General features: G+C 51.7%; 24 protein-coding genes. 7 read left to right on the top strand and 17 right to left on the bottom strand.

Going from position 1 to position 25045, the window contains the following annotated elements; translation table 11 throughout:
• Positions 1-602 precede the first annotated feature (602 nt).
• Positions 603-2315 (bottom strand): single-stranded-DNA-specific exonuclease RecJ, encoded by a 1713-nt coding sequence (recJ, locus tag GU926_RS12445; protein WP_160692333.1) that lies wholly within the window; start codon positions 2313-2315, stop codon positions 603-605.
• A 344-nt stretch (positions 2316-2659) separates the two neighbouring features.
• On the opposite strand from recJ, the gene GU926_RS12440 reads away from it, so the two are divergent.
• Positions 2660-3097, top strand: a complete 438-nt coding sequence (locus GU926_RS12440; RefSeq protein ID WP_160692331.1) for a PH domain-containing protein — start codon at positions 2660-2662, stop codon at positions 3095-3097.
• A gap of 85 nt (positions 3098-3182) precedes the next feature.
• Here the strand turns inward: GU926_RS12440 and GU926_RS12435 are convergent, their stop codons facing one another.
• From GU926_RS12435 to GU926_RS12390, 10 genes are all read right to left on the bottom strand, one after another.
• Positions 3183-5006, bottom strand: a complete 1824-nt coding sequence (locus tag GU926_RS12435; RefSeq protein WP_160692329.1) for a tetratricopeptide repeat protein — start codon at positions 5004-5006, stop codon at positions 3183-3185.
• A 213-nt stretch (positions 5007-5219) separates the two neighbouring features.
• On the bottom strand, positions 5220-7322 hold the full coding sequence (locus tag GU926_RS12430) for a peptidylprolyl isomerase (protein WP_160692327.1): 2103 nt from the start codon (positions 7320-7322) through the stop codon (positions 5220-5222).
• An 83-nt stretch (positions 7323-7405) separates the two neighbouring features.
• Positions 7406-8680 carry a hemolysin family protein gene (locus GU926_RS12425; protein WP_160692325.1) on the bottom strand — a complete coding sequence of 425 codons (1275 nt, stop codon included), beginning with the start codon at positions 8678-8680 and terminating at the stop codon, positions 7406-7408.
• Positions 8681-8697: 17 nt separating this feature from the next.
• Positions 8698-8853 carry a hypothetical protein gene (locus GU926_RS12420; protein WP_160692323.1) on the bottom strand — a complete coding sequence of 52 codons (156 nt, stop codon included), beginning with the start codon at positions 8851-8853 and terminating at the stop codon, positions 8698-8700.
• Positions 8850-9380, bottom strand: a complete 531-nt coding sequence (gene lptC / locus GU926_RS12415; protein ID WP_160692321.1) for an LPS export ABC transporter periplasmic protein LptC — start codon at positions 9378-9380, stop codon at positions 8850-8852. The genes GU926_RS12420 and lptC overlap by 4 nt, the downstream gene beginning before the upstream one ends.
• A gap of 43 nt (positions 9381-9423) precedes the next feature.
• Positions 9424-10755 (bottom strand): hypothetical protein, encoded by a 1332-nt coding sequence (locus GU926_RS12410; RefSeq protein ID WP_160692319.1) that lies wholly within the window; start codon positions 10753-10755, stop codon positions 9424-9426.
• Positions 10748-11464, bottom strand: a complete 717-nt coding sequence (locus GU926_RS12405; RefSeq protein ID WP_198001414.1) for a type III pantothenate kinase — start codon at positions 11462-11464, stop codon at positions 10748-10750. Before GU926_RS12405 ends, GU926_RS12410 begins: the two co-directional genes overlap by 8 nt.
• A 15-nt stretch (positions 11465-11479) precedes the next feature.
• Positions 11480-13282: a pseudouridine synthase gene (locus GU926_RS12400; RefSeq protein WP_160692317.1), complete on the bottom strand. Its 1803-nt coding sequence runs from the start codon at positions 13280-13282 to the stop codon at positions 11480-11482.
• Positions 13283-13336: 54 nt separating this feature from the next.
• Complete coding sequence (scpB, locus tag GU926_RS12395) at positions 13337-13900, bottom strand: SMC-Scp complex subunit ScpB (protein WP_160692315.1); 564 nt, start codon at positions 13898-13900, stop codon at positions 13337-13339.
• Positions 13901-13916: 16 nt separating this feature from the next.
• Positions 13917-14300: a TraR/DksA family transcriptional regulator gene (locus GU926_RS12390; RefSeq protein ID WP_198001413.1), complete on the bottom strand. Its 384-nt coding sequence runs from the start codon at positions 14298-14300 to the stop codon at positions 13917-13919.
• A gap of 476 nt (positions 14301-14776) precedes the next feature.
• Here GU926_RS12390 and GU926_RS12385 point away from each other — a divergent pair, with 476 nt between their 5' ends.
• Positions 14777-15310, top strand: coding sequence for a DUF3575 domain-containing protein (locus GU926_RS12385; protein WP_160692313.1), 534 nt, complete (start codon positions 14777-14779; stop codon positions 15308-15310).
• Positions 15311-15451: 141 nt separating this feature from the next.
• Here the strand turns inward: GU926_RS12385 and ribH are convergent, their stop codons facing one another.
• The 3 genes from ribH to pdhA form a co-directional block, all read right to left on the bottom strand.
• A complete protein-coding gene (ribH, locus tag GU926_RS12380; RefSeq protein WP_160692311.1) occupies positions 15452-15934 on the bottom strand; it encodes a 6,7-dimethyl-8-ribityllumazine synthase in 483 nt (160 codons plus the stop codon).
• A gap of 164 nt (positions 15935-16098) precedes the next feature.
• A complete protein-coding gene (locus GU926_RS12375; protein WP_160692309.1) occupies positions 16099-16809 on the bottom strand; it encodes a tetratricopeptide repeat protein in 711 nt (236 codons plus the stop codon).
• Positions 16810-16903: 94 nt separating this feature from the next.
• On the bottom strand, positions 16904-17941 hold the full coding sequence (gene pdhA, locus GU926_RS12370) for a pyruvate dehydrogenase (acetyl-transferring) E1 component subunit alpha (protein ID WP_160692307.1): 1038 nt from the start codon (positions 17939-17941) through the stop codon (positions 16904-16906).
• 135 nt (positions 17942-18076) lie between these two features.
• Between pdhA and recF the strand changes: the two genes are divergently transcribed.
• The 5 genes from recF (at position 18077) to GU926_RS12345 (ending at position 21723) form a co-directional block, all read left to right on the top strand.
• Positions 18077-19195 carry a DNA replication/repair protein RecF gene (gene recF, locus GU926_RS12365; RefSeq protein ID WP_160692305.1) on the top strand — a complete coding sequence of 373 codons (1119 nt, stop codon included), beginning with the start codon at positions 18077-18079 and terminating at the stop codon, positions 19193-19195.
• Positions 19196-19234: 39 nt separating this feature from the next.
• Entirely contained in the window at positions 19235-19789 is a 555-nt protein-coding gene (locus tag GU926_RS12360) for a GNAT family N-acetyltransferase (protein WP_160692303.1), read from the top strand.
• Positions 19790-19968: 179 nt separating this feature from the next.
• Complete coding sequence (locus GU926_RS12355) at positions 19969-20295, top strand: DUF721 domain-containing protein (protein ID WP_198001412.1); 327 nt, start codon at positions 19969-19971, stop codon at positions 20293-20295.
• Positions 20296-20368: 73 nt separating this feature from the next.
• The gene (locus GU926_RS12350; protein ID WP_232058317.1) at positions 20369-21097 is read left to right on the top strand and encodes a DUF1003 domain-containing protein; all 729 of its coding nucleotides are present in this window, start codon (positions 20369-20371) and stop codon (positions 21095-21097) included.
• A gap of 50 nt (positions 21098-21147) precedes the next feature.
• Positions 21148-21723, top strand: coding sequence for an acyl-CoA thioesterase (locus GU926_RS12345; protein ID WP_160692301.1), 576 nt, complete (start codon positions 21148-21150; stop codon positions 21721-21723).
• 62 nt (positions 21724-21785) lie between these two features.
• Here GU926_RS12345 and cls read toward each other — a convergent pair whose 3' ends face one another.
• The 3 genes from cls to GU926_RS12330 are packed head-to-tail and all read right to left on the bottom strand — an operon-like array spanning position 21786 to position 24962.
• Positions 21786-23297: a cardiolipin synthase gene (gene cls, locus GU926_RS12340; protein ID WP_160692299.1), complete on the bottom strand. Its 1512-nt coding sequence runs from the start codon at positions 23295-23297 to the stop codon at positions 21786-21788.
• A 34-nt stretch (positions 23298-23331) separates the two neighbouring features.
• Positions 23332-23886 (bottom strand): hypothetical protein, encoded by a 555-nt coding sequence (locus GU926_RS12335; RefSeq protein WP_160692297.1) that lies wholly within the window; start codon positions 23884-23886, stop codon positions 23332-23334.
• A 38-nt stretch (positions 23887-23924) separates the two neighbouring features.
• Positions 23925-24962 carry a metal-dependent hydrolase gene (locus GU926_RS12330; protein WP_160692295.1) on the bottom strand — a complete coding sequence of 346 codons (1038 nt, stop codon included), beginning with the start codon at positions 24960-24962 and terminating at the stop codon, positions 23925-23927.
• Positions 24963-25045 lie beyond the last annotated feature (83 nt).

Below are 25045 nucleotides of genomic sequence, written 5' to 3'. Positions count from 1 at the left end.
TTGATTGATGGTTGTTAAATGTTGGATGATGGTCAGCAACTCAATCTATTGCCGCCTTCTTTCCTTTGCTTCAATGGCGTAGAGGTTACATCAGTGACCCACTTCTATTGTATGGAAGCACTTCCGTTGGCTTTTCCTGAGCAGGCTCTTTCATCCGGTGCCCTTATGCCTTGTTGCATCGTTTCCGCTAAGCGCTCGCGGCCGCGGGGCCCCGTCTTCCCGCCTCGCGCTGTACCAGCTTGCCTCTTCTGCGTGGATGCTCCTTTGGTGGTCAAGCTGCTTCTGCCTTGTAGTGATCGCCGTTCTAGCCTGAGGCGGCAACCTGCTTAGGCGCTCGTCAGAAAGACTGGAATCGGTGCGTTTAGTAGAAGCCTTTGTAGGTCGTAACTGGAACAGGTGCCCGTAGCAGAGGCTATTACTAATTAGATTCCCCCCTTGAGGGGGGCGAGGGGGGGTGTTTGAGGCAGCGAGTGTAGCTCAGTAGAGGGGTGTTTACACGGGTAGATGAATCCACCGGCAATCAACAATTGACAATCAACAACCAGCAATTCTCCCGTTTTTGGCTTGTTTCCCAGAAAATGGGCCAAAAACGGGAGAATTGCTTAAGAAGAGAACCGGATGTCTTTGATGCGAAGTTGCAGCGTGACGTTGCCCCTGAATTCGTTTTCCTCTATGCTGTAGCAGACATCGAACGGAATGCCTTTCTGGATGAGCGGGTAATAGGGAGCCATACCGAAGGCGATGGCATCAAAGGAGACATCGCCGTCCTGGGTGAGGCGCAGTTTGAGGTGGGTGTCTCCTACCACGCGCACCGAGCCGGTGTCATACACGCAGGTACTCATAAACACTGGTGACATGTTACCCGGCCCAAACGGCTCCATCTGCTTGAGCACTCTAAAGAAGTTGGGCTTTATCTGGTGGAACTCTAGCGGCAGGTCAATCTCTACCATGGGCACTAACTGCTCGTCAAGGATGGTATTGGCTACAATCTCTTCAAAGCGCTCTCTAAAGGCCGGAACATTCTCCACGGGCATGGTTAAGCCGGCGGCGTACATGTGCCCCCCAAACTGGTCTAAGAGGTCAGAACAGGCAAGGATGGCCTGGTGCACGTCAAAGCCGTGTACCGAACGGGCTGAACCGGTGGCTTTGCCATGAGATTCAGTGAGGATGATGGTGGGGCGGTAGTATTTCTCAATGCATCTGGAGGCCACAATGCCCACCACGCCTTTGTGCCAGTTTTCTTTGAACAAGACGGTAGAGCGGGCGTTGCGCAGAAAGTCATCGTCCTCAATCATCTGCAGAGCCTCTTTGGTGATGCTGGTGTCATGCCCGCGCCGCTCAGAGTTGGAGACGTTGATGTTGGCCGCCATGTCAAAGGCTTCTTCCTTGGTTCTGGCCAGCAGCATGGCTACTGAGCGCTTGGCATCGCCCATGCGGCCGGCGGCGTTGATGCGCGGCGCAAACCCAAACACTATCTGCGTAATGTCCAGCTCATTGCGTAAACCGGCCAGGTCTTTCAGGGCTTCCAGGCCCGGGCGCAAAGGCCCCCGGCTGTTCATGCGTTGCAGGCCATGGTAGGCCAGTATTCTATTCTCTCCCGTGATGGGCACAATATCTGCGGCAATGCTCACTACCACCAGGTCCAGAAGTTGGTACAAAGGCTCTGGGTCAAGGCCCTGCTGCAAACAGAAGGCCTGCATGAACTTGAAGCCCACGCCGCAACCGGCCAGCTCTTTGTAGGGGTACGGGCAGTCCAGGCGTTTGGCATCCAGGACGGCCACCGCCTCAGGGAGCATGTCATCTGGCAAATGGTGGTCACAGATGATGAAGTCAATGCCTTTCTCATTGGCGTAGGCGATCTTGTCAATGGACTTGACGCCGCAATCCAGGGAGATAATCAAACTAAAACCGTTTTCCTGCGCCCAGTCAATGCCCTGGAACGAGATCCCGTAGCCCTCGGCGTAGCGGTCTGGAATGTAGTATTGGATGTTGTCCCGGAAGAAGTCCTGCAGAAAGCTGAAGACCAGGGCCACCGAGGTGGTGCCGTCCACGTCATAGTCGCCGTAGATGAGGATGCGTTCCTGGCGGTGCAAAGCGTCTACTAGCCGGTTGACGGCCTTGTCCATGTCTTTGAGCAGGAACGGGTCATGCAGCTCTTCCAGCGAGGGTCTGAAAAAAGCGCGGGCTTCCTCAAAGGTACAAATGTTGCGCTGGCAGAGGATGGCCGCCAAGGGCAGTCCAATGTTCAGGCTATCACTCAAATTCTGTACTTTTGCGGCGTCCGGCACCTCCTTAACTACCCATCTCTTCTGCATTGGTGTGTTGCTGCGGCGTTTAATGTATTTGACAAGCGGGCGCAAAAATAACGAATTCATCTGGCACTGTTGCGCCTTGCCCGCTGTTAGAAATCCTGAAACACCCTTTTTAATTCCTGACCTCCGTGAAAAAGCTGAAAGATTTTTACCTCAAGTACAAAGACTACGGGCTGGTGGACGCCCTCATGTACCTCTCGTTTTTCCTGTTCTTGGGCCTGCTGTTCCTGTTCTTCGCATAGAAGGGAAGCCCCGTTTTTGGCCTATTTCCCAGAAAACAAGCTAAAAACGAAACCTAGCCTTTTTGTGCGCTTGGCAAGGAAGGGTAGAATGGTGTATCTTCCCGTATGTGCAGCACGCAGACGTTTACCTCCTCTAAAAACTGGTTCGTGGGCCTGGTGCTCTGGGGAGCGTGTCTGCTGTTGGGCGTAGCGTTCGGTCAGCAGCTTTTATCAGAAGCCTCTCTGGCCGCCAAGCTGGCTTTGGGCGTCTTTTCCTTCCTTTTGGTGGGGCTCTTGCTCTGGACGTGGTTTGGCACTTACTACCAGATTGTGGGCCAGCATCTGTATTACCGTTGCGGCCCTTGGCATGGCAGGATTCCCATTCAAGACATTAGAGTTGTCAGGCAGAAAGACCGCTTATGGGCTGGCCTACGCCCAGCGCTGGGGCTGGATGGCCTGGTGCTGCATTACCATAAATGGGATGAGATTTACCTGTCACCTAAGAAGAAAGAAGCGTTCATACAGTCGCTCCAGCAGGTAAATCCCAGCATACAGCTAAAGTAAGCTTCTCGCTTTCTAATCATTAAATAATATCGGCTTGCCGTTTTTGGCCTGTTTCTCAGAAAATAGCCTAAAAACGAAGCACTGCTCAACTCCCTCTCAACGCCTTGAACCGTTTGCGGGCTTCGGCTACAAACACGCTGCCAGGGTATTTGACCAGCAACTGGTTGTACAACTCCTGGGCCTTGGCGGGCTGTTTCAGGTTCTCCTCGTTGATTTTGGCTAGCAAGAATAGGGCATCGTCTGAGAGGATGTCATACTTGGGATTTTCTATGATGCGCTGCAGGTTCTGGGCCGCTTCCTCAAACTGACCCGTCTGGTAGAGCAATTGGGCTTTCTGGTAATAGATTTCATCGGTGAGGCTGTGGCCGGGGTATTTGGCCAGTAGACCGTCCAGCGCTTTTAAGGCCTCAGCTGTTTTATGCTGAAAGACCAGGAAGTCAATGGCGGCGTATTCTTTCAGGGCAAGGGCACTGGTGTCCATGCCGGTGTTGTCCACAATGAGCAGGCTCAGGTCTAGGGCGTCATTGGCAATCTCACGGCTGGTGGCCAGTTTTAGAATGTCCAGGTGGCTTTGGGCAAGTTCAAAATCTCCTTTGTAGTAGCTGAGGCGGGCGTTGCGCAGTTTGGCCTCGTAGCCCAGGGGCTGCTCTTTATGGCTTTTCTCCACCTGGCTGTATAACAAGGTGCTTTCCCAAGGCTCTCCCCGAAGCAAATACACGTCTGCCAGCACCAGTTTGGCTTCTGCCACCACGTTGGGGTGCGCGCCGGGCAGGGCAATGACCTCCTGCAGATGCTTGATGGCTAGTTCGGGTTGGTCCAGGTAGAAGGCCTGCAGTTCGCCCAGGTCTTTGATGATCTCGGCGGTGCGGCCGGTTCTGCCCAGTTCCAGCAACAGCGCCTCATATTCCTGGGCCAGCAGCTTGATTTTCTCTTTGTCTACCGGAAACGTGTTCTTTACTTGCTCTTCTCTGGCCCTGATGGCGCGTTGCCGGGCCAATGGGTAGACCTCGGTGCCTTTGTATTGCTGCATGAGGTAGGTGTAGCCGTCAATGGCGGTGCCGTAGTCTTTGTTGCGCAAGCTGATGTCTGCCAATGAGAGCACGCGGTCACCGCCGCCTTGGGTACGTCGGTCCAGGGCCCGGGCTTGCATAAGCGCTGGCCCGAAGTCTTTGCGTTGCACCAGGGCCCAGATGAGCAGTTCCTGCAGAGGCGTGGCGTCAGGCTCCACTTGCACGGCCTGCATCAGTTTGGCCTCCAGCAGGTTCAGGGACTCTTCATCCCGAAGGGTGTTCTGCAGCATGTTCTGCGCGAAGTTCACCGGCACGGCATTGGTTTTGACCTGCTGCAGCACTTCGTTGATGAGTTGTTCACTCTTGCGCTGGTAAGAATAGATTTGCAATAACTGTGGCGCGAAGGCTTTTTCATTGCCGCTGATCTTTCTGGCGCGGAGGTAGGTCTGCTCCATGTGGTCAAAGAGTTCAGCCTGCTGGAACGCTCCGGCCACGCTGTACACGTTTTCTGGCGTAACGGACTGCACCACTTCGGCCCATTGCTTCTCGGCACCAGCGGTGTTGCCTGCGGCCTGCAGCACGCGGCCTTCGTCTACGGCATAGTTGGCCACGCCCGGGTATTTCTTCTGAGCCCGCTTCACCAGCTTCTCCGCCTCCTTGTAGTTACGTAGCGCCAACAGGGTTTTCAGGTAGTCTGCGTACACCAGGCCAAACTGCACTTCTTGCTCAATGAGTTGGCTGAACAAGGCCTCGGCCTTCTGGAATTCACTTTTGCGCAGGTATTCCTTGGCCAGCGCCATCTGCTCTGGTACGCCCTGGGTCTGGCCCACCCCCACCAGCGGACTAGCGCACAGGCACCAACACAGGAGTACCCCCACCAACCCCTTCTGCTTGCTCATGTGAATCTTCGCTAACACGTTGTTCTTTAAACGATGTAGAAGTGCATATACGTATTATTAGCCCTTGATGAGGATTGCTGGGCATGCTTCTTTTTCTTTACCAAGATAACGTTTTTGGGCTGTTTTCCAGAAAAGAAGCCAAAAACGGCATTGGCAGAAAACAAGAAAGCCGCACGGTGGGTGCGGCTTTCTTGTTAGACAATTGGTTACAGCTTAAAAGAAGCGTACGCGGTTGTCTTCTACGTTGGCGTTTTTCTTAACGGCTTCGTAGATGGCACCCTGCACACGACCGGCGCGCTGGCCTGCCAGTTGTTGCTTCATGGTGGCTACGTCTGTTACCGGAGGAGCTGGCGTTACGCTTCCCATCTCCATGACAATCACACCGGCTTCGCCCTGGATAGGCTGCGTGCGCTGTCCTGGCTTCAACCCGAAGGCGGTTCCAATGGCCACCGGCTCATAGCCTAAGCCTTGTGCGTTGGCGGTACCTAATGTTATGTCTGTTACAGAACGTACTACTGCATTTGGACCATATTTGGCGGCAGCCTGGTCAATGTTGGTCACTTTGCCCAGTTTGTCCATGATCTGCTTAGCCTTTAGCTCATTGCGTACGGCGGCGGTCAGTTCTTCTTTTACGTCTTCTACCTTGGCAGTTCCTTTTTCACGCTGGCCGGTTAACACGGCTACCACGTATTGGTCGTCAATGGTCATTACCGGAGAAACCTCGCCTACTTTGGTGTCTTTGTCAAAGGCCCAACGCACCAGTTCACGGGCGTTCTGCAGGTTGTTGACGCCTCTGTCTGCCGCGGTGATGTTCTTGGCTTCTGCTTTTACCAGGCCTTTCTCCTTGGCGATGGCTTTCTCAAACTGTTCTGCGTTGGTGCTTTCTGAGGCCAGTACGCTTGCCCTTCTGAAGGCGTCTTCTCTAGAGGCGTCGCTGGCGGTGATGTTACGGGTAACCTGTGCCAGTTGGTAAGATTTGCTAGACTTAGGAGCTGTTACCTTCACAATGTGGTAACCGTACTCAGTCTCTACCAGGTTTGGCAACAGACCAGTAGAAGTGGCGCCAAAAACGGCTTTCTCAAAGGCAGGTACCATACGGCCCTGAGTAAACCAACCCAGGTCACCACCTTGAGAGGCAGTTCCGTCTGTGCCGTGCTGGGCGGCCATCATGGCAAAGTCAGCACCGCCTTTGATTTGGTTGTAGATGCCTTGGGCCTTGGCTTTGGCGGCGGCTTTGGCTTCTGGGGTGTCACTCTCTGGCTTGATCAAGATGTGGCTGGCGCGCGCAGAAGGCGTACCACCGTCTTTCACATCGGTTACCTTGATCAGGCTGAACGTACCGTTCTCCACGAATGGACCGTACAGTTTGCCTTCTTCCAGGGTCTGGGTTCTCAAAGCCGCTGGCAGTTCGCTCACAGAAACGTAGGCGCCGCTGTACGGGGTGTCAGACTCGGCTTTCACAAACAGAGAATCGTTCTGGGTGTTGGCAAACTCAGCAGCCAGTTCAGACGTCTCTTTCTGGTACTCCAGGCTGTCTTCTTTAGAGGCCGCCACCGGAACGGTCACATAAGAGATAGAGCGTCCTTCTTCTACTTCAAACTTCTTCTTGTTCTTGTTCAGGTAGTCAGACAGCTGGTCATCGGTTACTTTCACGGCAGAGTCTGCAATGGTGAAGTACGGAATGAACAGGTATTTCATGCTGGCACGGCTGTTCTGCTCTGCGTTGAAGCGTTTTACTTCTTCAGTGGTTACGTAGTTAGACAGCGTGAACAGGTTGTAGTATTTGTTGCGAAGACGGTCTGTGGCTAGTTCTGCCTCATATTTGTACCAAGACTCGCGCTGGGCGGGGTCCATGTTCTTCAGGTTCTGCAAGGTCTGGCGCACCAGGTTTACATCAAACTGACCGGTCTGCTGGTTGGTGAACAACTGCTTGATGGCCGGGTGAATGTTCTTGCCCTGCACCATGTCATACATCTCATCATCAGAAACGCCTAAGCCCAGTTTCTCAAACTCCTCGGCAAAGGCGTATTTGAATACCAGCTGGTTCCAGGTCTGCTCACGCAAAGCCGCCATCTCGTTGTCGCCGGGCTGACGACCGTACTGTTGTGCGTAGTTGTTCTTGGCGTCTTCCACCATGAGCTCAAAGTCTTGCGCAGACACTTCATGTCCTGCAATCTCCCCTACCACCATCTTGTTGCCGAACAACCGGGAATTAGGTCCCAGCAGGTCTCCCAACACAATGAAAATGAGCAAGCCAACGGCAATTGCGCCTACCGCAAAGCCTGACTTCTCCCGAATCTTGTTAATTAATGCCATGTAAGTAATTGACGTATTTTATGCGTTATGCAAAATAATCTGAATAAGTGATAAAATCAAAATATAAGTGCCTAGTGAGCAGGTTATTCTTCTGGAGACGGGTTCTTGACAGACAGGTGTACCGTGTTGATGCGGTGCTCATTCATGGAAAGAATGCGTATTTCAAAGGGTGGGACCGTGATTACGTCTCCGGCAGAGGGTATTTCTTCCAGCACAGATAAAATAAAACCGCCCAAGGTTTCATAGTCGCCCACGGGCAGATTCAGTTCATATTCCTCATTGAGGTAGTCAATCTCCTGGCGGGCGCTGAACAGGTAAGTGTTGGGTTCGGGCAGGGTCTGCTCCAGCAGGTCCTCCTCGTCATACTCGTCATTGATGTCGCCGAAGATTTCTTCCATCACGTCTTCCAGGGTGACAATGCCAGAGGTGCCGCCAAACTCATCCACTACCAGCACAATGCTGCGGTGGTCTGTGATGAACTTGACAAAAAGCTCCCGCGCCAGCATGTTTTCCGGCACGGCCTCCATGGGCATGAGAATATCCTCTAAGCGGCTGGGCTGCTTAAACAGGCTAAACTGGTGGCAGTAGCCTAGAATATGGTCCAGCGAGTCTTGGTAGATGAGGATCTTGGAATGGCCGGTCTCAATGAAGGCCTGCCGCAAAGACTCTACCCCGTCTTCCAGCTCAATGGCGTCAATCTCTGTGCGGGGCACCATGCACTCGCGCACCTTCACGTTTTTGAACTCTAGGGCGTTGTGAAAAATCTTGGTGTCAACCTCTTCGGCGGCCAGCAACGCCAGGGTGGATTCTTCTGCGGTGGGCAGCTTGGTGGCGAAGGGCTCAAACGCCAGCGCGTTGCTGAGGAGCTCTTCTTCGTTTTGGGGCTCATTCCCAGAAAACAGGCTAAAAACGGCATTGACGGTAGCGGTGATGGGATAGAATACCACCAACAGAAAGGCCAAAGGGGCAGACAACACTCTGAGCATTTTGCCATTGGCGGCCAGAGAGGCTGCCATGCCCACGCCTAACAAGAGCAGCCAGGCGGCCAGGACGGCGATGCCTGCGGCCAGCACCACAACCAGGCTGTGCATGAGGGCGGTTTTGGTGAGCAGGACCTGGTACAGCGTTTGGTACAGCCCGGCCCCGAACAAGAGCAGCCCCAGGCCCAGGCCCACCTGAATGGTAAGAAAGGTCAGAGACTGCCGGCGCAGCAAGAAGCCAGTGAGGCTTTTCTGCTCTGCCGCCTCCAACTGAGCCACCACCGACCCAAGGTGCCGCAACGCCACCTCTGCCGTGCTTAAGAACAGGAGCAGCACCGCTCCCAGGCTAAGAAATGTATAGGGTATGTCTGGATCCATTCAGTGAAAGGAACGGCTTATTTTCCTTTGTTCATACGGAAAAGGAACAGAAAGATCACCGCCACCATGAAAATCCAGTAGCTCTCCAGAATGCCGTCCTGAGTAGCGCGGTGAATGCCAATGACCAGGGCCGCCGTAGCCAGGGCCAGGTAAATTGTTTGTTTAAGCGTCATTGCTGAAGGGTAAAGCTGCCTGAGAAGTTTTTGATCTGGTAGTCTGAGAAGTCTTCGTTGGCGGTGAGTCCGTGCCCGGTGGCCACTTCCTTCTCACTGGTAATGCGCACAAACTTATCTGTGAAGATGATGCGCTTCTTCTTGTCCCAGTAGAGTTCTTCTGTGTTGAGCTTCTCTTTTTTGATGATGTTCTTGACCACTACGTTGTTACGCACAAAGTACTGATCTTTGGACTGGTCATACTTGCCGTACTTAGAAGAAACCATGCTGGAGGGCTTGCCTTCTTCATAGAAAGTGATGAACAGGCCTTTGGGATAGAGAATGTCACCGTTCTGCATTTTCTGCTCTAGCGGCGAGGTCATCTTCAAGACGGTCTTGGCTGAGTCACTGTAGATGGTAACCAGGTCCTTGGTGACGGCCTCCGGTCCTTTGTACTGCACCATCTTGGCCGCCTCGTCATCAGAGCCAGAGCAGCTTGCACCTGCCAGCGCCAACAACACCCCTATGTATACAGAATACACCTTCATGTAGGACTTGCTTGGGTTGCGTGAAAGCACGGCTAAGCGCGGCTTAGTCAAATTTACGTTTAATGAACCAGCGGCTGTTGAAGTTGATGCCCAGGTTCACTCTAAAGTACATCTCTTCCAACTCTGCTTTCTGACCTTCTAAGCGGCCTACGGCAAAGCTGGTATTGATCAAGGCCTGGGTATAGTCTGGCGGACGCACCCCTCTGCCCAAGGGCAGGGTGAAACCCCAGGTAAGGCCCATGTCTTTTACTTCGTCTGGACCGCTAGTGGCTATCACCTCGTTTTTGCTGTAATAACCTCCTAACCGGTAGGTCACGCGCTTCAGGTAAGAGGTCACAGAACCACCGTCTGGCGTTAGTTCTCCGCCCAGGCCAATTCTGTAGCCATTGCCTAGTTCCTGGCGGCCACCGTTGCGCTCACTGCTGAATCCTCTAAAATCAGAGCCCTGGTAAGAAGAAAAGTCCAGACCCAGCACAAAGTTCTTAGCATTGTCAAGGGCCAGGCCTATCTGGTAGCTCTGCGGCAGGGTAGTGTACCCGCCCAGGCTGTCTGTGAACACCTGAGAGACAATAGACTCATCTACCCTTCTACGTTCCTGGCTTACTTGTCTGTCTGCGTCTAGCACAGATTGCAAGGTGTACGTGGCACCGGCACCCAGATTCCAGTCACCGGTCAGTTTTCTGCGGAAATGCGTTCCGCCTTTGAACATGAAGCCCGTGTATTTGGTGGCGTTATGTACCAGCGCTTTCTGCACGGCGGTAATGTCTGTCTCACCTTCCTCTACCAGAATAGTAGATGCGTCTCTTTCTGTGGTACCAAAAATGTAAGAACCCGCCGCACCAATGGTGAAGCCGGGCGCCAGAGAAACGCCATGCGAGAAGTGTACTTCGTTCAAACCGCCGCTGCCTCTGTATTCTGTGTACGATTGTGCCACCCGGTTACCGGTAGAAGGGTCCAGCACGGGAGAAATGAAGATAGTAGAGTAGTTAACGCGGCTGTAAGGCTTAAGGCCCACGGCCATGGTCCATCTTCTGGAAACGGGAATGGACAGCGCCAGGTAGTTGAGGTTGGTTTTACCGTCTACCTGTGACGCTGTTCTGTCTTCCAGCTTTTTAAGCTCAGAGATAACGGCGGCCTCAAACGTAACCGTGTTGTTGTAATACAACAGCGCCGGGTTTATGTCATTGATGGTGCTCAGGTTGGCCGTAGCCACTCCCACGTTGCCCATGCCAAAGTTACGAACACCGCCGGTGCCCTGTACTACATCACCCACCCCAAACCGTGAGTACGGAGAGTTGGCGAGTTGCTGCGCCTGTACATGCGACCCAATAACAAGACCAGAAAGGAGAAGCAGTGCGCGGAAAGGCTTATACATTATACTCTAAAATTCGGTTTAGCCCGATTAAAACCAATTCGGGAATGACAAAGATGCGTGCTTTTACTGTACTTTCAAAAAACGGGGCATCGCCGCCGCAAAGAACTACGGTCAATGATTTGTATTGACGCTCATAATGTTGAATGATGCCTTCTACTTCTGCCACCAGTCCGTACAGCACCCCGCCTTGCATGGCCTGCTCAGTGGTTTTACCTGGCCTGAGCGGCAGTTTTGTGCCAGAGAGAAGCGGCAGTTTACCCGTAAACGTATGCATGGCCTGGTAGCGCATGTTCAGCCCCGGAGAAATGTTGCCTCCCTGGTAGATTCCTGCGGCCTCTACCAGATCATAGGTAATGCAGGTGCCGGCGTCTATGACCAGGCAGTTCTGGCCCGGAAACAGATAACTGGCCCCTACCGCCGCGGCTAAACGGTCTACGCCCAGCGTATGAGGCGTGGCGTACGCGTTCTGCAAAGGCACCGGCGTCTGACTAGAAAACTGGATCTGCTTACCAGTTAACGGCACCACGGCGCTCAGCTTCTCGGGCGTCTTGCGCACCGAAGAGACAATAACGTGCTGCACCTCTTGCCCTTTCACAGCCTCGCCAATTTCAGGGAGATCAGAAAAAATGGACTCCCGCACCAAAGAACCGCTTTCAAAAAAGCCGACTTTGATGCGGGAGTTTCCCATGTCAATGGCTAGATTCAACATCCAGTGAACGACTGATTACATAAAGTATTTCAAGCGCACTACTTCTTTTTCTGAAAGGAATCTCCAGTCGCCTCTTGGCAGGTCTTTCTTGGTAAGGCCGGCATATTGTACGCGGTCCAGAGACACTACCTCATAGCCCAGGTGTTCAAAAATACGGCGCACAATGCGGTTGCGGCCAATATGAATCTCAATGCCCAGGAACTTGTTAGAGTCGCCCAGCAAGGCCACATCATCCACATCGGCTTTGCCGTCTTCCAGTTCTAAGCCATCGGCTATCTTGGCCAGGTCATCCTTGGTGATGGGCTTGTCCAGTTCTACCTGGTAGATTTTAGTGACTTTGTGTGACGGGTGCGTAAGTTTCTGCGCCAGTTCTCCGTCATTGGTGAACAGCAACAGGCCGGTGGTGTTTCTGTCTAGTCTACCCACTGGGAACAAGCGCTCTTTTGACGCATTCTTCACCAGGTCCATCACCGTTTTGCGGCCTTCTGGATCTTCTGTGGTAGTGATGAAGTCTTTTGGCTTGTTCAACAGCACGTATACCGTTTTTTCGCGGTTCAAGGTCTTGCGGCCGTATTGCACGGTGTCTGTAGGCGCCACTTTGTAGCCCATCTCTATCACCACTTCACCGTTTACTTTGATTTCACCGGCCGCAATAAGCTCATCTGCCTCTCTGCGAGAGCAGATGCCCGCATTGGCGATGTAGCGGTTCAAGCGGATGCCGTCATCCTCTGTGTCCTGCTGCTTGCGCTTTTTGCGGTCTTCGTAGTGCTTTAGGTTGTAAGACGGCGCGTCCTGCACTTCTTCATTGCTGCGGTCATAGCGACTAGCGGTGCGGGGTTTATCATTGCGGTCATTGCTCCTGCGGTCATCACGCTTCTGGAACGAAGGACGGTCACCCCCTCTGGAGAAAGAAGGCCTGTCGCCTCTGTCTGAACGAGAGAATTTAGACGCGCGGTCTGGATTGTCTATCTCAAATGCACGCTTTGGTCTGCTGTCATCGCGCTGCGGTCTGTCTTCGTTTCTGCGCGGACGCTCCTCTCTACCTTCTGCGCTTCTGCCTGGACGGTCTTCCCGGCCTTCTGCTCCTCTGCTTGGGTGAGGGTTAGGGGCGTATCTTTTCTTGCCTTCAGTGGGGGTAAAGCCACCTTCACGGTTGCGGTCACCGCCGCGGTTGAAGCCACGGTTGTCTCTGTCACCACCGCCTCTACGGTCATCGCCGGTGGTTGGTCTAAAGCCGCCTCTTCTGTCATCTCTGCCTTCAGAGCTGCCGAAGCTGCGTCTTTCATCACCGCCTCTGGAAGAACGATTGTCTCTGTCGCCGCCAAAGGAGGAACCAGGTTTCCGGAAGCCGCCCTCGCGGTTACGGTCTTCCCCGCCTCTTGCGTAGCCACCTCTTTCGTTTCTGTCTGATGAGCCAGGGCGTTTGAACCCGCCTCTGTCCTCTTCGCGTCTTGGAGCGCGGTCACGGTCTCCACTGAAAGATGGTCTTTCTGAGCGGCGGTCGTTGTTGCGTTCTACCGGACGGAAGTCACCGCCCCGGCGATCATTCTCGCGGCGCGGCGCTCTTTCTCTGTCATCTCTTCTAGAGCTGGCCTCATAGCCGCTATAGTCGTCTTTGTGTTCTCTTTGGGGGCGTTCAGCGCGGTCTCCTCTGTCTGAAGAGCGGCTGTCATTATTATCTCTGCGCGGACCTCTGTCTCTGTCACCGCCGGCTGGGCGGTCAAAGCGGGTGCCACGGCCAAATACTTTTCTTTCACCGTTCCCTGCGTTACGGTCTCTGTCTCTGCCTTCTTGGGGCGTGTCTTCTCTTCTAGCCATGTTCTAAGTAAAAAATTGCAGTATCGCTACTGTATGAAAGGATGTGTAATGCGCTTATGATTCAGAGATTTCACCAATGGTGTTCTCTTCTGGGGCCAGGTCTCTGAGCTGTGGGAGGTCTCTGAGGTGGTTGATGCCAAAGTATTCCATGAACTTCTGGCTGGTGCCGTACAGCACGGGCCGCCCAATGGTGTTGGCCTTGCCTTTTATTTCTACAAGGTCTTTCTCCAGCAGGCGCTGGATGGCGTAGTCACAGCTTACGCCTCTTATCTGTTCTAACTGGGTGCGGGTGATGGGTTGTTTGTAGGCAATGATGGCCAGGGTCTCCAGCGCAGACGCAGAGAGCTTCTTCTTGGACTTGTGCTTTAAGAGAATACTCACTGAGTCCTGATAGGCCGGTTTGGTCAGGAACTGGTAGCCCCCGCCAATGGCATAGATCTGGAAAGAGAACGCGTCTGTAGAAAATTGAGCATTGAGCTGCTCAATTCCCTCCAGCACGTCGCTTACACTCACCTCCATGACCAGGGCTTCTGAGAGGCATTTCTGCAGCTCTTCAATAGACACTGGCGAGGTGGCACAGAAAATAAGTGCCTGTAGGTGATTCAGTAACAGATTCAAAGTCAGATACTCCTTCTTAGTCGTTGCGGTTCATTTTGGCCTCTATGGTGTGCTGCGTGTGCGGCACTGCCTTCAGGCGCTCTTTGGGGATTAGCTTACCCGTCTTGATGCAGACGCCGTAGCTTCCGTTCTTAATCCGGATGAGGGCGTTCTCCAACTGCTGGATGAATTTCAGCTGTCTGGAGGCTAACTGGTTCAGGCTTTCCTTTTCCTGGGTGTCTGCGCCGTCTTCCAGCACTTTAGAGGTGTTGGCGGTGTTGTCAGTACCCTCATCATTGCGGCGGCTCAAGGTTTCTTTGATAAAAGTTACCTCTTTGCGCGCATTATTTAATTTCTCAAGGATAATCTCTTCAAATTCGTTCAACTCCTCACGGGAATACCGAAGTTTTTCTTCACTCATGGCTATACAGGTTGGTAACGGTTTTGCTATAGTTTGTTGGTATGTGCGCTTTTCAGCGGTTGGGCTAGGTTACGGCAACGGGGCGTATGTGTTGTGCTCAGGGGCCGGCTTTCCTTTGTAACTCCTGCCCCGCCTAGTCTTTTATTTTGTAAAAGGCAGAGATGGGGCTAGTTACAATTTTGCGCAAAAATACAGCTATTATTTCTGAAAACTATGCAGTAGTTCAAATTGATAGCCTTATTTTACAAATCCTTTTCTGTTATTGGTCCTATTTGCCGGTGGGCTGCTTTCTTTTTCTGTTGTTTTTGGGCTGTTTTCTCCATAATACCCCAAAAACGGAAATGGTAAATGCTAGAGGCAATTTTTACTGCACAAGTGCTCAAAAGGAGCAAGAAACAATCTTTCCAACCTATAGGGGTCTGCTTGTAAGAGCCTGTCCCACCTATACAACCTCCTATCCTAAACCCTAAAGACCCATGAAAAAACTATTCTTCTTTGCGCTGGCATTCGCCTTTGCCGTGGCCGCCAAACCAGTGCAGGCCCAGGGTAATCTATTGAAAGCCAACCTCCTCTCTCCTCTCTTGCAAACAGGATCTTTTTACTTTGAACATGTCATCAAAGGAGACAAAAGCCTTCAACTGGGGGTCTTTTTCACCAAATTAGATGATCTGTCTGGCTATGGAATCACCCCAGAATATAGAGTCTACTTGTCAGACACCCCCGCGCCGGACGGGTTCTATGTGGCGCCCTTTCTGGGTTTCATGAAATTCAAAGTAGATAACGGGAATGATGGCTTTGGCTACAAAGGAAAAACGACCAACTTTGGTGGCGGATTAATAGCTGGCCGCCAGTGGATATTCAAGCAGAAAGTTTCTTTTGACATTTTTCTTGGGCCAGAATACACTGTTAGCAACGCCAAGGCAGAATACGGCAACAAGGAAGACATTGAAGAAGCCGCCTACAACGGATGGCTGCCAAGAGCCGGCGTGGCACTTGGCTTTAAATTCTAGAGACCTCTTTCCCTTATAATCCGTTTTTGGGCTCTTTTCATGAAAAGAGCCCAAAAACGACAAATACGGTGTTCCACCAACAGAAAGGCCCGCAGACATCTTTGCGGGCCTTTCTGTTGGTGGGCTTTAATGGAAGTACTATTAGCTGTGTAACGCCAGCATTTGAATGGCCGTCACGGCGGCTTCTACGCCTTTGTTGCCGTGCTTTCCGCCGGCGCGGTCCAGGGCCTGCTGCTCGTCATTGGTGGTGACCAGACCAAAGATGACTGGTTTGTTGAATTTAAGGGCCACGTCTGTCAGTCCTTTGGCCACGGCGTGGCAGATGTAATCATCATGCTTGGTCTCGCCTTTAATGACCACGCCTAAGGCAATGACGGCATCTATCTCATTGCTCATGGCCATGTACTGAGAGCCCAGGGTCAACTCAAAACTGCCGGGAACGGTGTTGCGGTGAATATTTTCTGGCTTGGCGCCGTGCGTTAACAAGGTTTCATAGGCCCCTTTGCAGAGAGCATCTGTAATGGTTTTGTTCCACTCGGCTACCACTATGCCAAAGCGTTTCCCTGAAATGTCTGGTAGTTGGTCTGAGTTATAGTCACTTAAGTTTTTCAGGCTGGTGGCCATGCGATCTTCTGATTAAGGAATGGTAGAAATCAATTGAAAGGGCCGTTTTTGGGGTATTTTCCAGAAAAGAGGCCAAAATCGATTGTACGCAAAAATGCATAAAAAAACGGTTCGCCAGAGAGAAATCTCTTACAGCGAACCGTTCTGTCTTTTAGGAAAGAACCTTATTTGGTGGCGGCCAGAGCCTCATTGCGGGCCTTGTATTTCTTGGCGTCGTTTACCTCTGGGGCAGCCGGGTAGTCTGTGATGATGCGATTGTACACCTCGGCAGCCTCAGAATACTGGTTGGCAGACTCAAGGGCAACCCCTGCTTTCATCAGATACTGCGGCGAGAAGAAGTCGTTGGCTTTGTGGTCAGCGGCTTTCTTGTACAGCTCAGCGGCCTCCTCCTTTTTGCCTAATTCCAGGTTGGCATCGCCTTGCAGGCTGTAGGCACGGGCTTGCAACAACAGGTCATCCGACTTGAAATCCTCTAGGTAGTTTAAGGCATCCTGGAATTTGCCGTCTTTCAAAAGGGCAACACCAGCGTAGAAGTTGGCCAGGTTACCGGCTTTGGTGCTGCCGTACTCATCGGCTACTTTCTTGAAACCGTCGTACTGACCGTCACCGTTGATGGCTTTGTTCAGAGAGTCGGCCTCTAAATAATACTCTGCCTGGAACATGGCAGCCTGCGCCTCGGCGTTTTTGGTCTGCTGGTTCTGGTAATACAGGAACCCTCCTACCACGGCGGCGGCAATGGCCACAAAAATTCCAATCAGCAAGTTCTTGTGACGGTTCACAAAATCTTCGGACCCGCCTACAAGGCGATTGGCCAGGGCATCTGGGTTTTCCACTAGCTCGAATTCGCTTTCTTGCTTCATTGTGTTCTTTGACATCAGTAATATAAGATAATAAGTTTTATGCTTTCTGTTTGCCTTGTTAGCCCCAAGAACCATCTGTTTACCCAGACCGTTCCCGCAGCGCCAAGGTTTAGTCCATTAAGTAAGGATAGTCTGCCTCTACGTAAATGTCTGTGTACAACTCTTTTGGATCTGGGTAGGGTGAGTTCTCAGCAAATTCTACTGACTCCTGCACCTGCGCCTTCACCTTGTTGTCTATCTCTTCTAACTCCTGCTCTGTGGCAAATTTGTTCTCCAAGATAGTAAAACGAACGCTCTCAATTGGATCTTGATTACGATAGCTCTCTAATTCTTCTTTGGTACGGTATTTAGCCGGGTCAGACATGGAGTGACCTTTGTAGCGGTAGGTTCTAAACTCCAGGAACGTTGGGCCTTCACCGCCGCGAGCACGCTCAGCAGCACGGGCCACCGCGGCATGCACGTCTTCGCAGCGCATGGCGTTTACCGGCTCAGAAGGCATGTCATACGAAAGACCCAGTTTGTAGAGTTCGGTTACGTTTGAAGTACGCTGCACCGAGGTACCCATGGCGTAGCCGTTGTTCTCTACTACAAAGATAACCGGCAGTTTCCAGAGCATGGCCATGTTAAAGGCCTCGTGCAAAGCACCTTGACGCACCGCACCATCACCCATATAGGTAATGCACAGATTGCCCGTCTTGTTATATTTCTCGGCGAAGGCCAGACCAGCACCCATAGGCACCTGCGCGCCTACAATCCCGTGACCGCCCACAAAGTTTACCTCTTTGTCAAAGATGTGCATAGACCCGCCTTTGCCTTTAGAGCAACCAGTTGCCTTGGCGTACAGCTCGGCCATAACGGCGTTTGGCGAAGTGCCCAATCCTAGCGGATGCGCGTGGTCACGATACGCGGTGATCCATTTGTCATCTTTGGTAAGGGCGGTGATGGCACCGGCGGCGCATGCTTCCTGCCCGATGTATAAGTGACAGAAACCTTTGATTTTCTGCTGACCGTATAATTGGCCGGCTTTTTCTTCAAATTTGCGCATGAGTTGCATCATCTCATACCAGCGCATGTAGGTCTCTTTTGAAAATGCAGGGGCAGCGTTTACCTTTGCTTTCTTCGCTTTCGTGTCTTTCGTCTCCGCCATACTTTATGTCTGTTGTGCGTACTAGTTAAGTCAGGGGCCGGAATATAGGGTAGTTTTCTCTTAAAGATCTGCTACTGGCTATGTTCCGAAAAGTGTTAAACATGCGAAATTAAGAAAAATACCGGAAACAAATTAATGGTCCTCGAAAATCTACACCTGCTCCACTTTAAGAATTACGAGGAAGCCACGCTACCCTTTTCCACGCACATCAACTGCTTTATTGGCGACAACGGCAGTGGTAAGACTAACCTGCTGGACGCCATTCATTACCTGTCCCTTACCAAAAGCGCCTTTACGGGCACAGACCTGCAAAACATAAAGGACGGCGAAGACTACTTTATAGTGCGCGGACGCTTTGTCTCTAATGAAAAGGTGAGCGCCGTGCAGTGCTATTTGAAGGCCGGCCAAAAGAAAATCATCACGCTCAACAAAACACCCTATGAGCGCGTGAGCGAGCACGTGGGCCAGTTTCCGGTGGTCTTAATTTCGCCGTATGACACAGATTTGATTAGAGAAGGAAGTGAGGACCGGCGCAAATTCTTTGACAGCCTCATGGCGCAGCTGGACCATTCTTACCTAGATTTGCTCATTCAATACAACTACGTACTCAAACAGCGCAACTCCCTGTTAAAGCAGTTCGCGGAGAAAAACTACATAGACAAAGAGTACCTGCAGATTCTGGACGAGCAGCTCATGCCACTAGGCACTGAACTGAGCATTCGTCGCGCTTCGTTTCTAGAAACCTTTGAACCGGTTTTTCAGCGTCATTACCAGCATTTGTCCGGTTCTTCTGAGTTGGTCACGCTGGGCTACCAAAGCCAACTCATTCGGCAGAACTACGCGTATCTGTTAGATCAAAGTCAACGCAAAGACCTATTGTTGCAACGCACCACCGTGGGTCCGCACAAAGACGATTTTGTGTTCTTGATGGCTGAGAAAAGCGTAAAGAACTACGGGTCCCAGGGCCAGCAGAAGAGCTACGTCATCGCCCTCAAGCTAGCGCAATTTGAGGTCTTAGCCCAGAAAAACGACAACAAGCCATTGCTGTTATTAGATGACATCTTTGACCGTCTGGACGAGAAACGCATCACGCACCTCATGCAACTGGTGGCCAACAACACCTTCGGGCAGATTTTCCTAACGGACACGCACTTGGACAGAACGGACAAGATTCTCCAGCCGCTTTCCAACAACATCAGGCGGTTCAGAATTTCTGAAGGAAAGGCAGAGACCATTGAGGATGAGGAGTTGTAATTGAAAATGCGTAAGCTTGAGTTCTAAAACCCCACTCCCATGGAAGCATCTTTAGAAGTAAGAGAACTGCAGGCAGATGACATTTCCCTCATCGCAGATTACTGGCTGACCTCTGACCCAGACTTTCTGGTGAGCATGGGCGTGGATTTGCAAAAACTCCCTTCGCGCGAAGGCCTTACCAACATGCTTACGTCACAGCTAAAAACACCTATGTCAGAAAAGATGGCCTATGCGCTAATTTGGCTGGTAGACGGCAAACCGGTGGGCCATTGCAATGTGAACGGGATTGAATTCGGTCAGAGTGCCTTCATGCATTTGCACTTGTGGCAGCCTGAGACCCGGCAGCGTGGTATGGGTAAGGAGTTGGTTATAAAGTCATTGCCTTACTTCTTTGACAACCTGCAACTGCAAGAGTTGTACAGTGAGCCGTACGCGCTCAATGCCGCACCCAACAAGACCTTGGAGAAAGTGGGCTTTACGTTTGAGAAACGGTATGTCACCATTCCGGGCTCTCTCAACTTTGAGCAGGAAGTCAACCGCTGGAAACTCACCAGAAAAGACTACCAAAAGATAATTTCTGAGACGCATTCTTAAAACCATAACCTCGTTTTTGGCTTACTTTCTGGAAATCAGGCTGAAAACGAAGGTGCAGAACTTAGCGTATTTCTGGGGATAACCGGGTGGATAAATTCATCTGCCGTAAAAGGATTTAGGGGCGTTTTAAACGGCTACCTTAGCAGTCCAGAACCCGCAAATCCTTACCTGCAAAAACTATGTCATTACGCCCGTTGAACCCCAGAAGCCCCTTCATGCGCAAAGCAGATACCATCTCTTTGAAAGACAGCATTGAGGCCATGCTGCGGGCGTACAAACTCAACGGCAAACTGAGCGAAGTGCAGTTAATCGCTTCTTGGGAGAAGATCATGGGCAAAGCCATCGCCATGAAAACGCAGGAAGTCTTTGTGCGCAACCGCAAGCTGTTTGTGCGCCTCACCTCTGCCCCGCTCAAGCACGAACTCAACATGGCCAAGGCCAAAGTCCTTACCCTCATCAACGCTGAGGTGGGCGAATCTGTGATTGACGACGTAGTGTTCTTGTAGTTACTCTTGCCGCGCTGATATACGTACTTGAAGGAAGGTTAAGGGAATGTCCTTAAACCTCATGTAAAGTCCTATGCGTATGTCTACCTTGAAAGACCTGCCGCTGGCTGGAAAATGCCAAATCACCGGCAAAACTCTGCCGCTTAACCAATTGATGCCCGCCAATGCCGTGCGTGAGCCGCTGGTGGCGCTCATTCTCAAGGACCATCCGCACTGGGACCGGTCTGGTTATGTCTCTCTGGATGAACTGAACAAGTACCGGACTGCATTTGTAGAATCCTTATTACAAGAGGAATTTGGTCAGCTAACCAAACTAGAGAAAGAAGTGGTGAGCAGCATCTCGCAGAATGAGCTGCTTTCAAAGAACACCGAGACAACGTACGAAGAGCAGCTCACCTTTGGAGAGCGGGTCTCTGACAAGATCGCTGATTTTGGGGGCAGTTGGCGCTTTATCCTCAGCTTTCTGGCTTTTCTGGCCCTCTGGATGATCATCAACATTATTCACCTGCTGGGGCAGCCGTTTGACCCTTTCCCCTTCATCCTGCTCAACCTCATCCTTTCTTCCATTGCCGCTCTGCAAGCGCCCGTCATCATGATGAGCCAGAACCGCCAGGAAGAGAAAGACCGCCTGCGTGCCGAGCATGATTACCAGATCAACCTAAAAGCCGAACTAGAGATACGCCAACTGCATGAGAAGATTGACCACCTGCTCATGCAACAGGGCCATAGAATGTTCCAGATACAGCAGATACAGATAGAGCTGCTCAATGAAATCAACCGCAGTTTGCAAAAAGACGCGTAGACACTTTTGCCGTTTTTGCCTTACTTTTAGGAAAACAGCCTAAAAACGGAATGCCTACCTCTACGCCAGAACAAGACTTCTTTAGACCCGTCTCCCATTCACGCACCACGCTCACAGAATTGATGATTCCCAGCTATGCTAACTTCGGGGGGAAGATTCACGGCGGCATTCTACTCTCTTTAATGGACAAAGTAGCGTATGCCTGCGCCGCCAAGCATGCGGGCAATTACTGCGTGACGGTGACCGTAGACGGCGTGCATTTTCTACAACCCGTAGAAGTGGGTGAACTAGTGAGTTTGATGGCTTCTGTCAACTACGTGGGCAAAACCTCTTTGCTGGTGGGCATTAAAGTGATTGCCGAGAATGTAAAGAGCGGCTCTGTCAAGCACACCAACACTTCTTACTTTACCATGGTGGCCAAAGGCGAAGACGACAAACCCGCGCTAGTACCCGGCCTCACCCTGGAAACCCCAGATGACGCTCGTCGCTTTATTGAAGCCTTGCAACGCAAAGAAATCAAAGCCCGGTCAGAGCAGGAGTTCAAAGAGATTAAGACGCATCTAGAACTGCAACAGCACTTGCCTACCCTGGATGGTCAGCGCTGCCAGATGGCGTTCAGCTTATAAGTTATCCACAGGCGTTTTTGGCCTATTTTTTAGAACACAGGTCAAAAACGGCATTTTTCCCTTTATAGCAACGGTGACAGCAACCTAGCCAGTTTCTCAAAGAGCTGTTTCACTTTGGAGCGGTTGCGCCATTCTTCTGGGTTTATTCTCTTGGATTGCTCTAGGTCTTGGTAAAAGACAGAGCGCAGTTGCTGGGAGATTTCCTGATCATAGACCACCGCGTTCACCTCAAAGTTGAGCTCGAAGCTTCGGTTGTCCATGTTGGCGGTGCCCACCATGGCCATGTTGCCGTCTATGACCATGGTCTTGGCGTGCATGAAGCCTTTCTGGTACAGGTAGATTTCCACACCCGCTAACAGCAGATCATCATAGTAAGACCAGGCCGCAGCGTTCACCAAGCCAGAATCTGCAATGCCCGGCACCAACAACTTAACAGACACGCCCCCCATGGCAGCCACGCACAAGGCGTTTAAAATGCTTTCACCGGGTATGAAATAAGGCGTAGTTATCAACACTTCCTCTTGAGCCAGGTAGATGGACTGAAGCAAGGAAAACAGAATAGTGGCCGTAGGGGAATCTGGTCCGCTGGCCGCTATTTGCACGTGGCAATGCTGGCCTTCTATAGGGTCTGTGATGAAGTAATGCTCCTCTGGAGCAAGTTGCTGGCTAGAGCAGAAGTTCCAGTCGCAGAAGAACAGGTACTGCAGATAGTAAATGCCGGGACCGTCTATGCGCAAATGAGTGTCGCGCCAGTAGAGGCTTTTCTTGGCCTCAGGTGAGTTGATGTAGCGGTCTGCTATGTTGATGCCGCCCACAAACGCCGTCTTAGCGTCTATGATGATGATCTTGCGGTGGTTTCTATAGTTGAGCCGGTTGGCCAGCAGCCAGAAGTGCACTTTATGAAACGGATGGGCCTCTACGCCTGCCGCCAGCAGTTCTGCCAGGTACTTCCCCCTGATGGACCGGCTGCCGTAGTCGTCATAAATCAAGCGCACCTGCACGCCTTCCCTCGCCTTTTGAATGAGCACGTCCTTGATTTGGTTGCCTACCGTGTCATCATCTATGATATAATATTCTATGTGGATATGATGCCGGGCCTGGCGCAGCGCTTCTAATATTGCGGGGAACGTTTCTTCGCCGTTGAGCAATATCTTCACCTTGTTGCCCACCGTAAGCGGACTCATACTGTCCCGCAGCAGGAGTTTGACCAGTTCTTTGTTGGCTTGTACTTCTGGGCTACTGCTCTTCAGGTTCCTTTCTGAGTACGCCGTCACGCGGTGCTCCAGCGCAGTAATAAAGACTTCGTCCTCTATGAGCTTCTTAGTGTAGATGCGCCGCTTCTTATAATTAATCCCGAAGGAAAAGTACACCACCATGCCCAGGAACGGCACAAAGATGGCAATGAGCAGATAGGCCAGCGTCTTGGACGTAGAACGGGTATCATATACAATGCGCAGGCAGACCAATACCAGCACTGCGGTGTACAAGATGTTGCCCAGAAGCACCCAGTTCTTCTGGTCTAATAGAAAATCCAGAGGGGAATTCTCCAGAAACAGCCTGAGCTTCTCAATCATGTTGTTTCACTGTGGATAAATCTATCTAAGAAAGTCAACCTTTTGGATGTAAATCACTATCTAAAAGACGTTTACTGCTTTTCACATCCAGCCTTTCTACGCCAAGCTTCAGCATCTTCGCTACCAGTTGTTTTATTCTTGCCTCTATGCCCAAAGGCGGAAAAAGGTGCAGGGTGCCAAAAGCCAGCGTACCCCAACCCCAGAGGAAGAGAGCGACATTGGGAATGGTCTTCCTTATTGTTGCGCCTCCTTCTTGATACGTGACTTCTTTCATGAACGAGGGCACAAGAGATACCAAACAGAAGAGAACCCCAAGCACCGCGAGCAAAATGGCCAGATAGAAGTGTTTCCGCCACCAATGATGCAGGCGCCTGCTGACCCGTATGGGCAAACCCATTAAAAAGACCGCGCCCACGGTAACCACAGCACACAGAAGCGCCATCAGCGGCTGAAACAACACCAGACCCATGAATCCAGGGAAACCGCCTTCATAATCCAAGACCGCGAAAAGCAGGTACAGACAAACCAGAATCACGGCCGTAAGGCTAGCCTGTATACAGAAAATGAAAAGGTGCACCAGTTTTTGCATGGGTAGAAGGCAGTTTTTAATCTGCCGAAGGGCAATGATTATTTGGTTGTTTGAGTACTTGCGGGCTGAAAGATTCTGTGGAAAAGTTGCCGCATGGTGGCCGCGTCCCAACCCTGGAACCTTCCGCGTTGAACTGCCAGCGTATTGTCTAATTTGGGCTGGAGGTAATAATGAAAGGCAAATGTAGCATTCTTGTCGCGCCAACCCAGTACCTGCCCAAACCGAAGCACCTGAAAAAGCAGCGTGTCTTGCCGTTGCTCTGCTAGGTAATAGCCAGCGGCAAACTGCTTCAGGTCCTGCACTTCCTGTTGGTCTGGGTAGGATGTTAATAAGTGGCTGTTTCTGGGAAAGAACTCAAACGCGGTAAGTGCCGCCGGGTCTTCAAACACAGATCTATAGCCAATGTAATACCCACTATCTGACGCAGCCACCACGTACCAAAGCCAGTTGTTGAAAGGCGTGGGCGTACTAAAGTGATCTTGCACCTGCAGCTTTTGTTGAGCCAATGAAGCCTGTATGCCTTGCTCCACGGTTTGCTTATTCTGGAAGGCGTAGCCCAGGTAGGCGATCGGCAAAAGCAAGCCTAGGAGTGGCCAGATTTTCCGGCGCTGCAACGTAAGCTTTTTCAGGGACAATAGGCCCACTACCGCCAGCACAGGCCACAGCGTGAACAGCGGGTCAGCCACGTACAGCAAATGCCAGGAGAACCGTGTCTCACTAAAGGGCAGTAGCAGTCCGGTACCGTAAGCGTTGCAGGTGTCTAGCAGGTCATGCAGAAAAATCTGGCCTAAAAAGAAGAGCAGCAGCGGCAACAGACCCACCTTCTTTGTCGGTTTCCACCGGGATAGAGCCAGCGCCAGAACCAACGCCACCAGCCCCCCGAAGAGAAAGGAATGGGTAATGCCCCGGTGCACCAACAGATTCTGAGAGAACGGCAGCCACAGTGCTGTCGCCACGTCCACATCTGGCAGGTTCTGTGCCAGGGCCCCCAGCCAGAGCGCGTGCCTGCCCAGCTTTCTCCCAAGCACAATTTCTCCTATACAGGCCCCAATGGCGGCGTGCGTCAATGAATCCATACGTTTGCAAATGTCTTGGCTATACGCCTATAATCAAAACGGCGTTTTTGGTCAGTTTTGGGTAAAACAGGCCAAAAACGAAC

This window comes from Nibribacter ruber, from assembly GCF_009913235.1.
Lineage (GTDB): Bacteria > Bacteroidota > Bacteroidia > Cytophagales > Hymenobacteraceae > Nibribacter > Nibribacter ruber.
This window is presented reverse-complemented; position numbering and strand designations above follow the sequence as displayed.

Excerpts from the sequence above, each read along its gene's own strand:
- recF (WP_160692305.1), top strand. The coding sequence starts at position 18,077 with ATGGTCCTCGAAAATCTACACCTGCTCCACTTTAAGAATTACGAGGAA.
- GU926_RS12440 (WP_160692331.1), top strand. The coding sequence starts at position 2,660 with ATGTGCAGCACGCAGACGTTTACCTCCTCTAAAAACTGGTTCGTGGGC.
- GU926_RS12410 (WP_160692319.1), bottom strand. The coding sequence starts at position 10,755 with ATGTATAAGCCTTTCCGCGCACTGCTTCTCCTTTCTGGTCTTGTTATT.
- cls (WP_160692299.1), bottom strand. The coding sequence starts at position 23,297 with ATGATTGAGAAGCTCAGGCTGTTTCTGGAGAATTCCCCTCTGGATTTT.
- GU926_RS12400 (WP_160692317.1), bottom strand. The coding sequence starts at position 13,282 with ATGGCTAGAAGAGAAGACACGCCCCAAGAAGGCAGAGACAGAGACCGT.
- GU926_RS12350 (WP_232058317.1), top strand. The coding sequence starts at position 20,369 with ATGCGTATGTCTACCTTGAAAGACCTGCCGCTGGCTGGAAAATGCCAA.
- GU926_RS12335 (WP_160692297.1), bottom strand. The coding sequence starts at position 23,886 with ATGCAAAAACTGGTGCACCTTTTCATTTTCTGTATACAGGCTAGCCTT.
- GU926_RS12425 (WP_160692325.1), bottom strand. The coding sequence starts at position 8,680 with ATGGATCCAGACATACCCTATACATTTCTTAGCCTGGGAGCGGTGCTG.
- ribH (WP_160692311.1), bottom strand. The coding sequence starts at position 15,934 with ATGGCCACCAGCCTGAAAAACTTAAGTGACTATAACTCAGACCAACTA.
- GU926_RS12385 (WP_160692313.1), top strand. The coding sequence starts at position 14,777 with ATGAAAAAACTATTCTTCTTTGCGCTGGCATTCGCCTTTGCCGTGGCC.
- GU926_RS12355 (WP_198001412.1), top strand. The coding sequence starts at position 19,969 with ATGTCATTACGCCCGTTGAACCCCAGAAGCCCCTTCATGCGCAAAGCA.
- lptC (WP_160692321.1), bottom strand. The coding sequence starts at position 9,380 with ATGAAGGTGTATTCTGTATACATAGGGGTGTTGTTGGCGCTGGCAGGT.
- GU926_RS12430 (WP_160692327.1), bottom strand. The coding sequence starts at position 7,322 with ATGGCATTAATTAACAAGATTCGGGAGAAGTCAGGCTTTGCGGTAGGC.
- GU926_RS12330 (WP_160692295.1), bottom strand. The coding sequence starts at position 24,962 with ATGGATTCATTGACGCACGCCGCCATTGGGGCCTGTATAGGAGAAATT.
- pdhA (WP_160692307.1), bottom strand. The coding sequence starts at position 17,941 with ATGGCGGAGACGAAAGACACGAAAGCGAAGAAAGCAAAGGTAAACGCT.
- GU926_RS12390 (WP_198001413.1), bottom strand. The coding sequence starts at position 14,300 with ATGAGTGAAGAAAAACTTCGGTATTCCCGTGAGGAGTTGAACGAATTT.
- GU926_RS12435 (WP_160692329.1), bottom strand. The coding sequence starts at position 5,006 with ATGAGCAAGCAGAAGGGGTTGGTGGGGGTACTCCTGTGTTGGTGCCTG.
- GU926_RS12405 (WP_198001414.1), bottom strand. The coding sequence starts at position 11,464 with ATGTTGAATCTAGCCATTGACATGGGAAACTCCCGCATCAAAGTCGGC.
- GU926_RS12375 (WP_160692309.1), bottom strand. The coding sequence starts at position 16,809 with ATGTCAAAGAACACAATGAAGCAAGAAAGCGAATTCGAGCTAGTGGAA.
- recJ (WP_160692333.1), bottom strand. The coding sequence starts at position 2,315 with ATGCAGAAGAGATGGGTAGTTAAGGAGGTGCCGGACGCCGCAAAAGTA.
- GU926_RS12345 (WP_160692301.1), top strand. The coding sequence starts at position 21,148 with ATGCCTACCTCTACGCCAGAACAAGACTTCTTTAGACCCGTCTCCCAT.
- GU926_RS12420 (WP_160692323.1), bottom strand. The coding sequence starts at position 8,853 with ATGACGCTTAAACAAACAATTTACCTGGCCCTGGCTACGGCGGCCCTG.
- GU926_RS12360 (WP_160692303.1), top strand. The coding sequence starts at position 19,235 with ATGGAAGCATCTTTAGAAGTAAGAGAACTGCAGGCAGATGACATTTCC.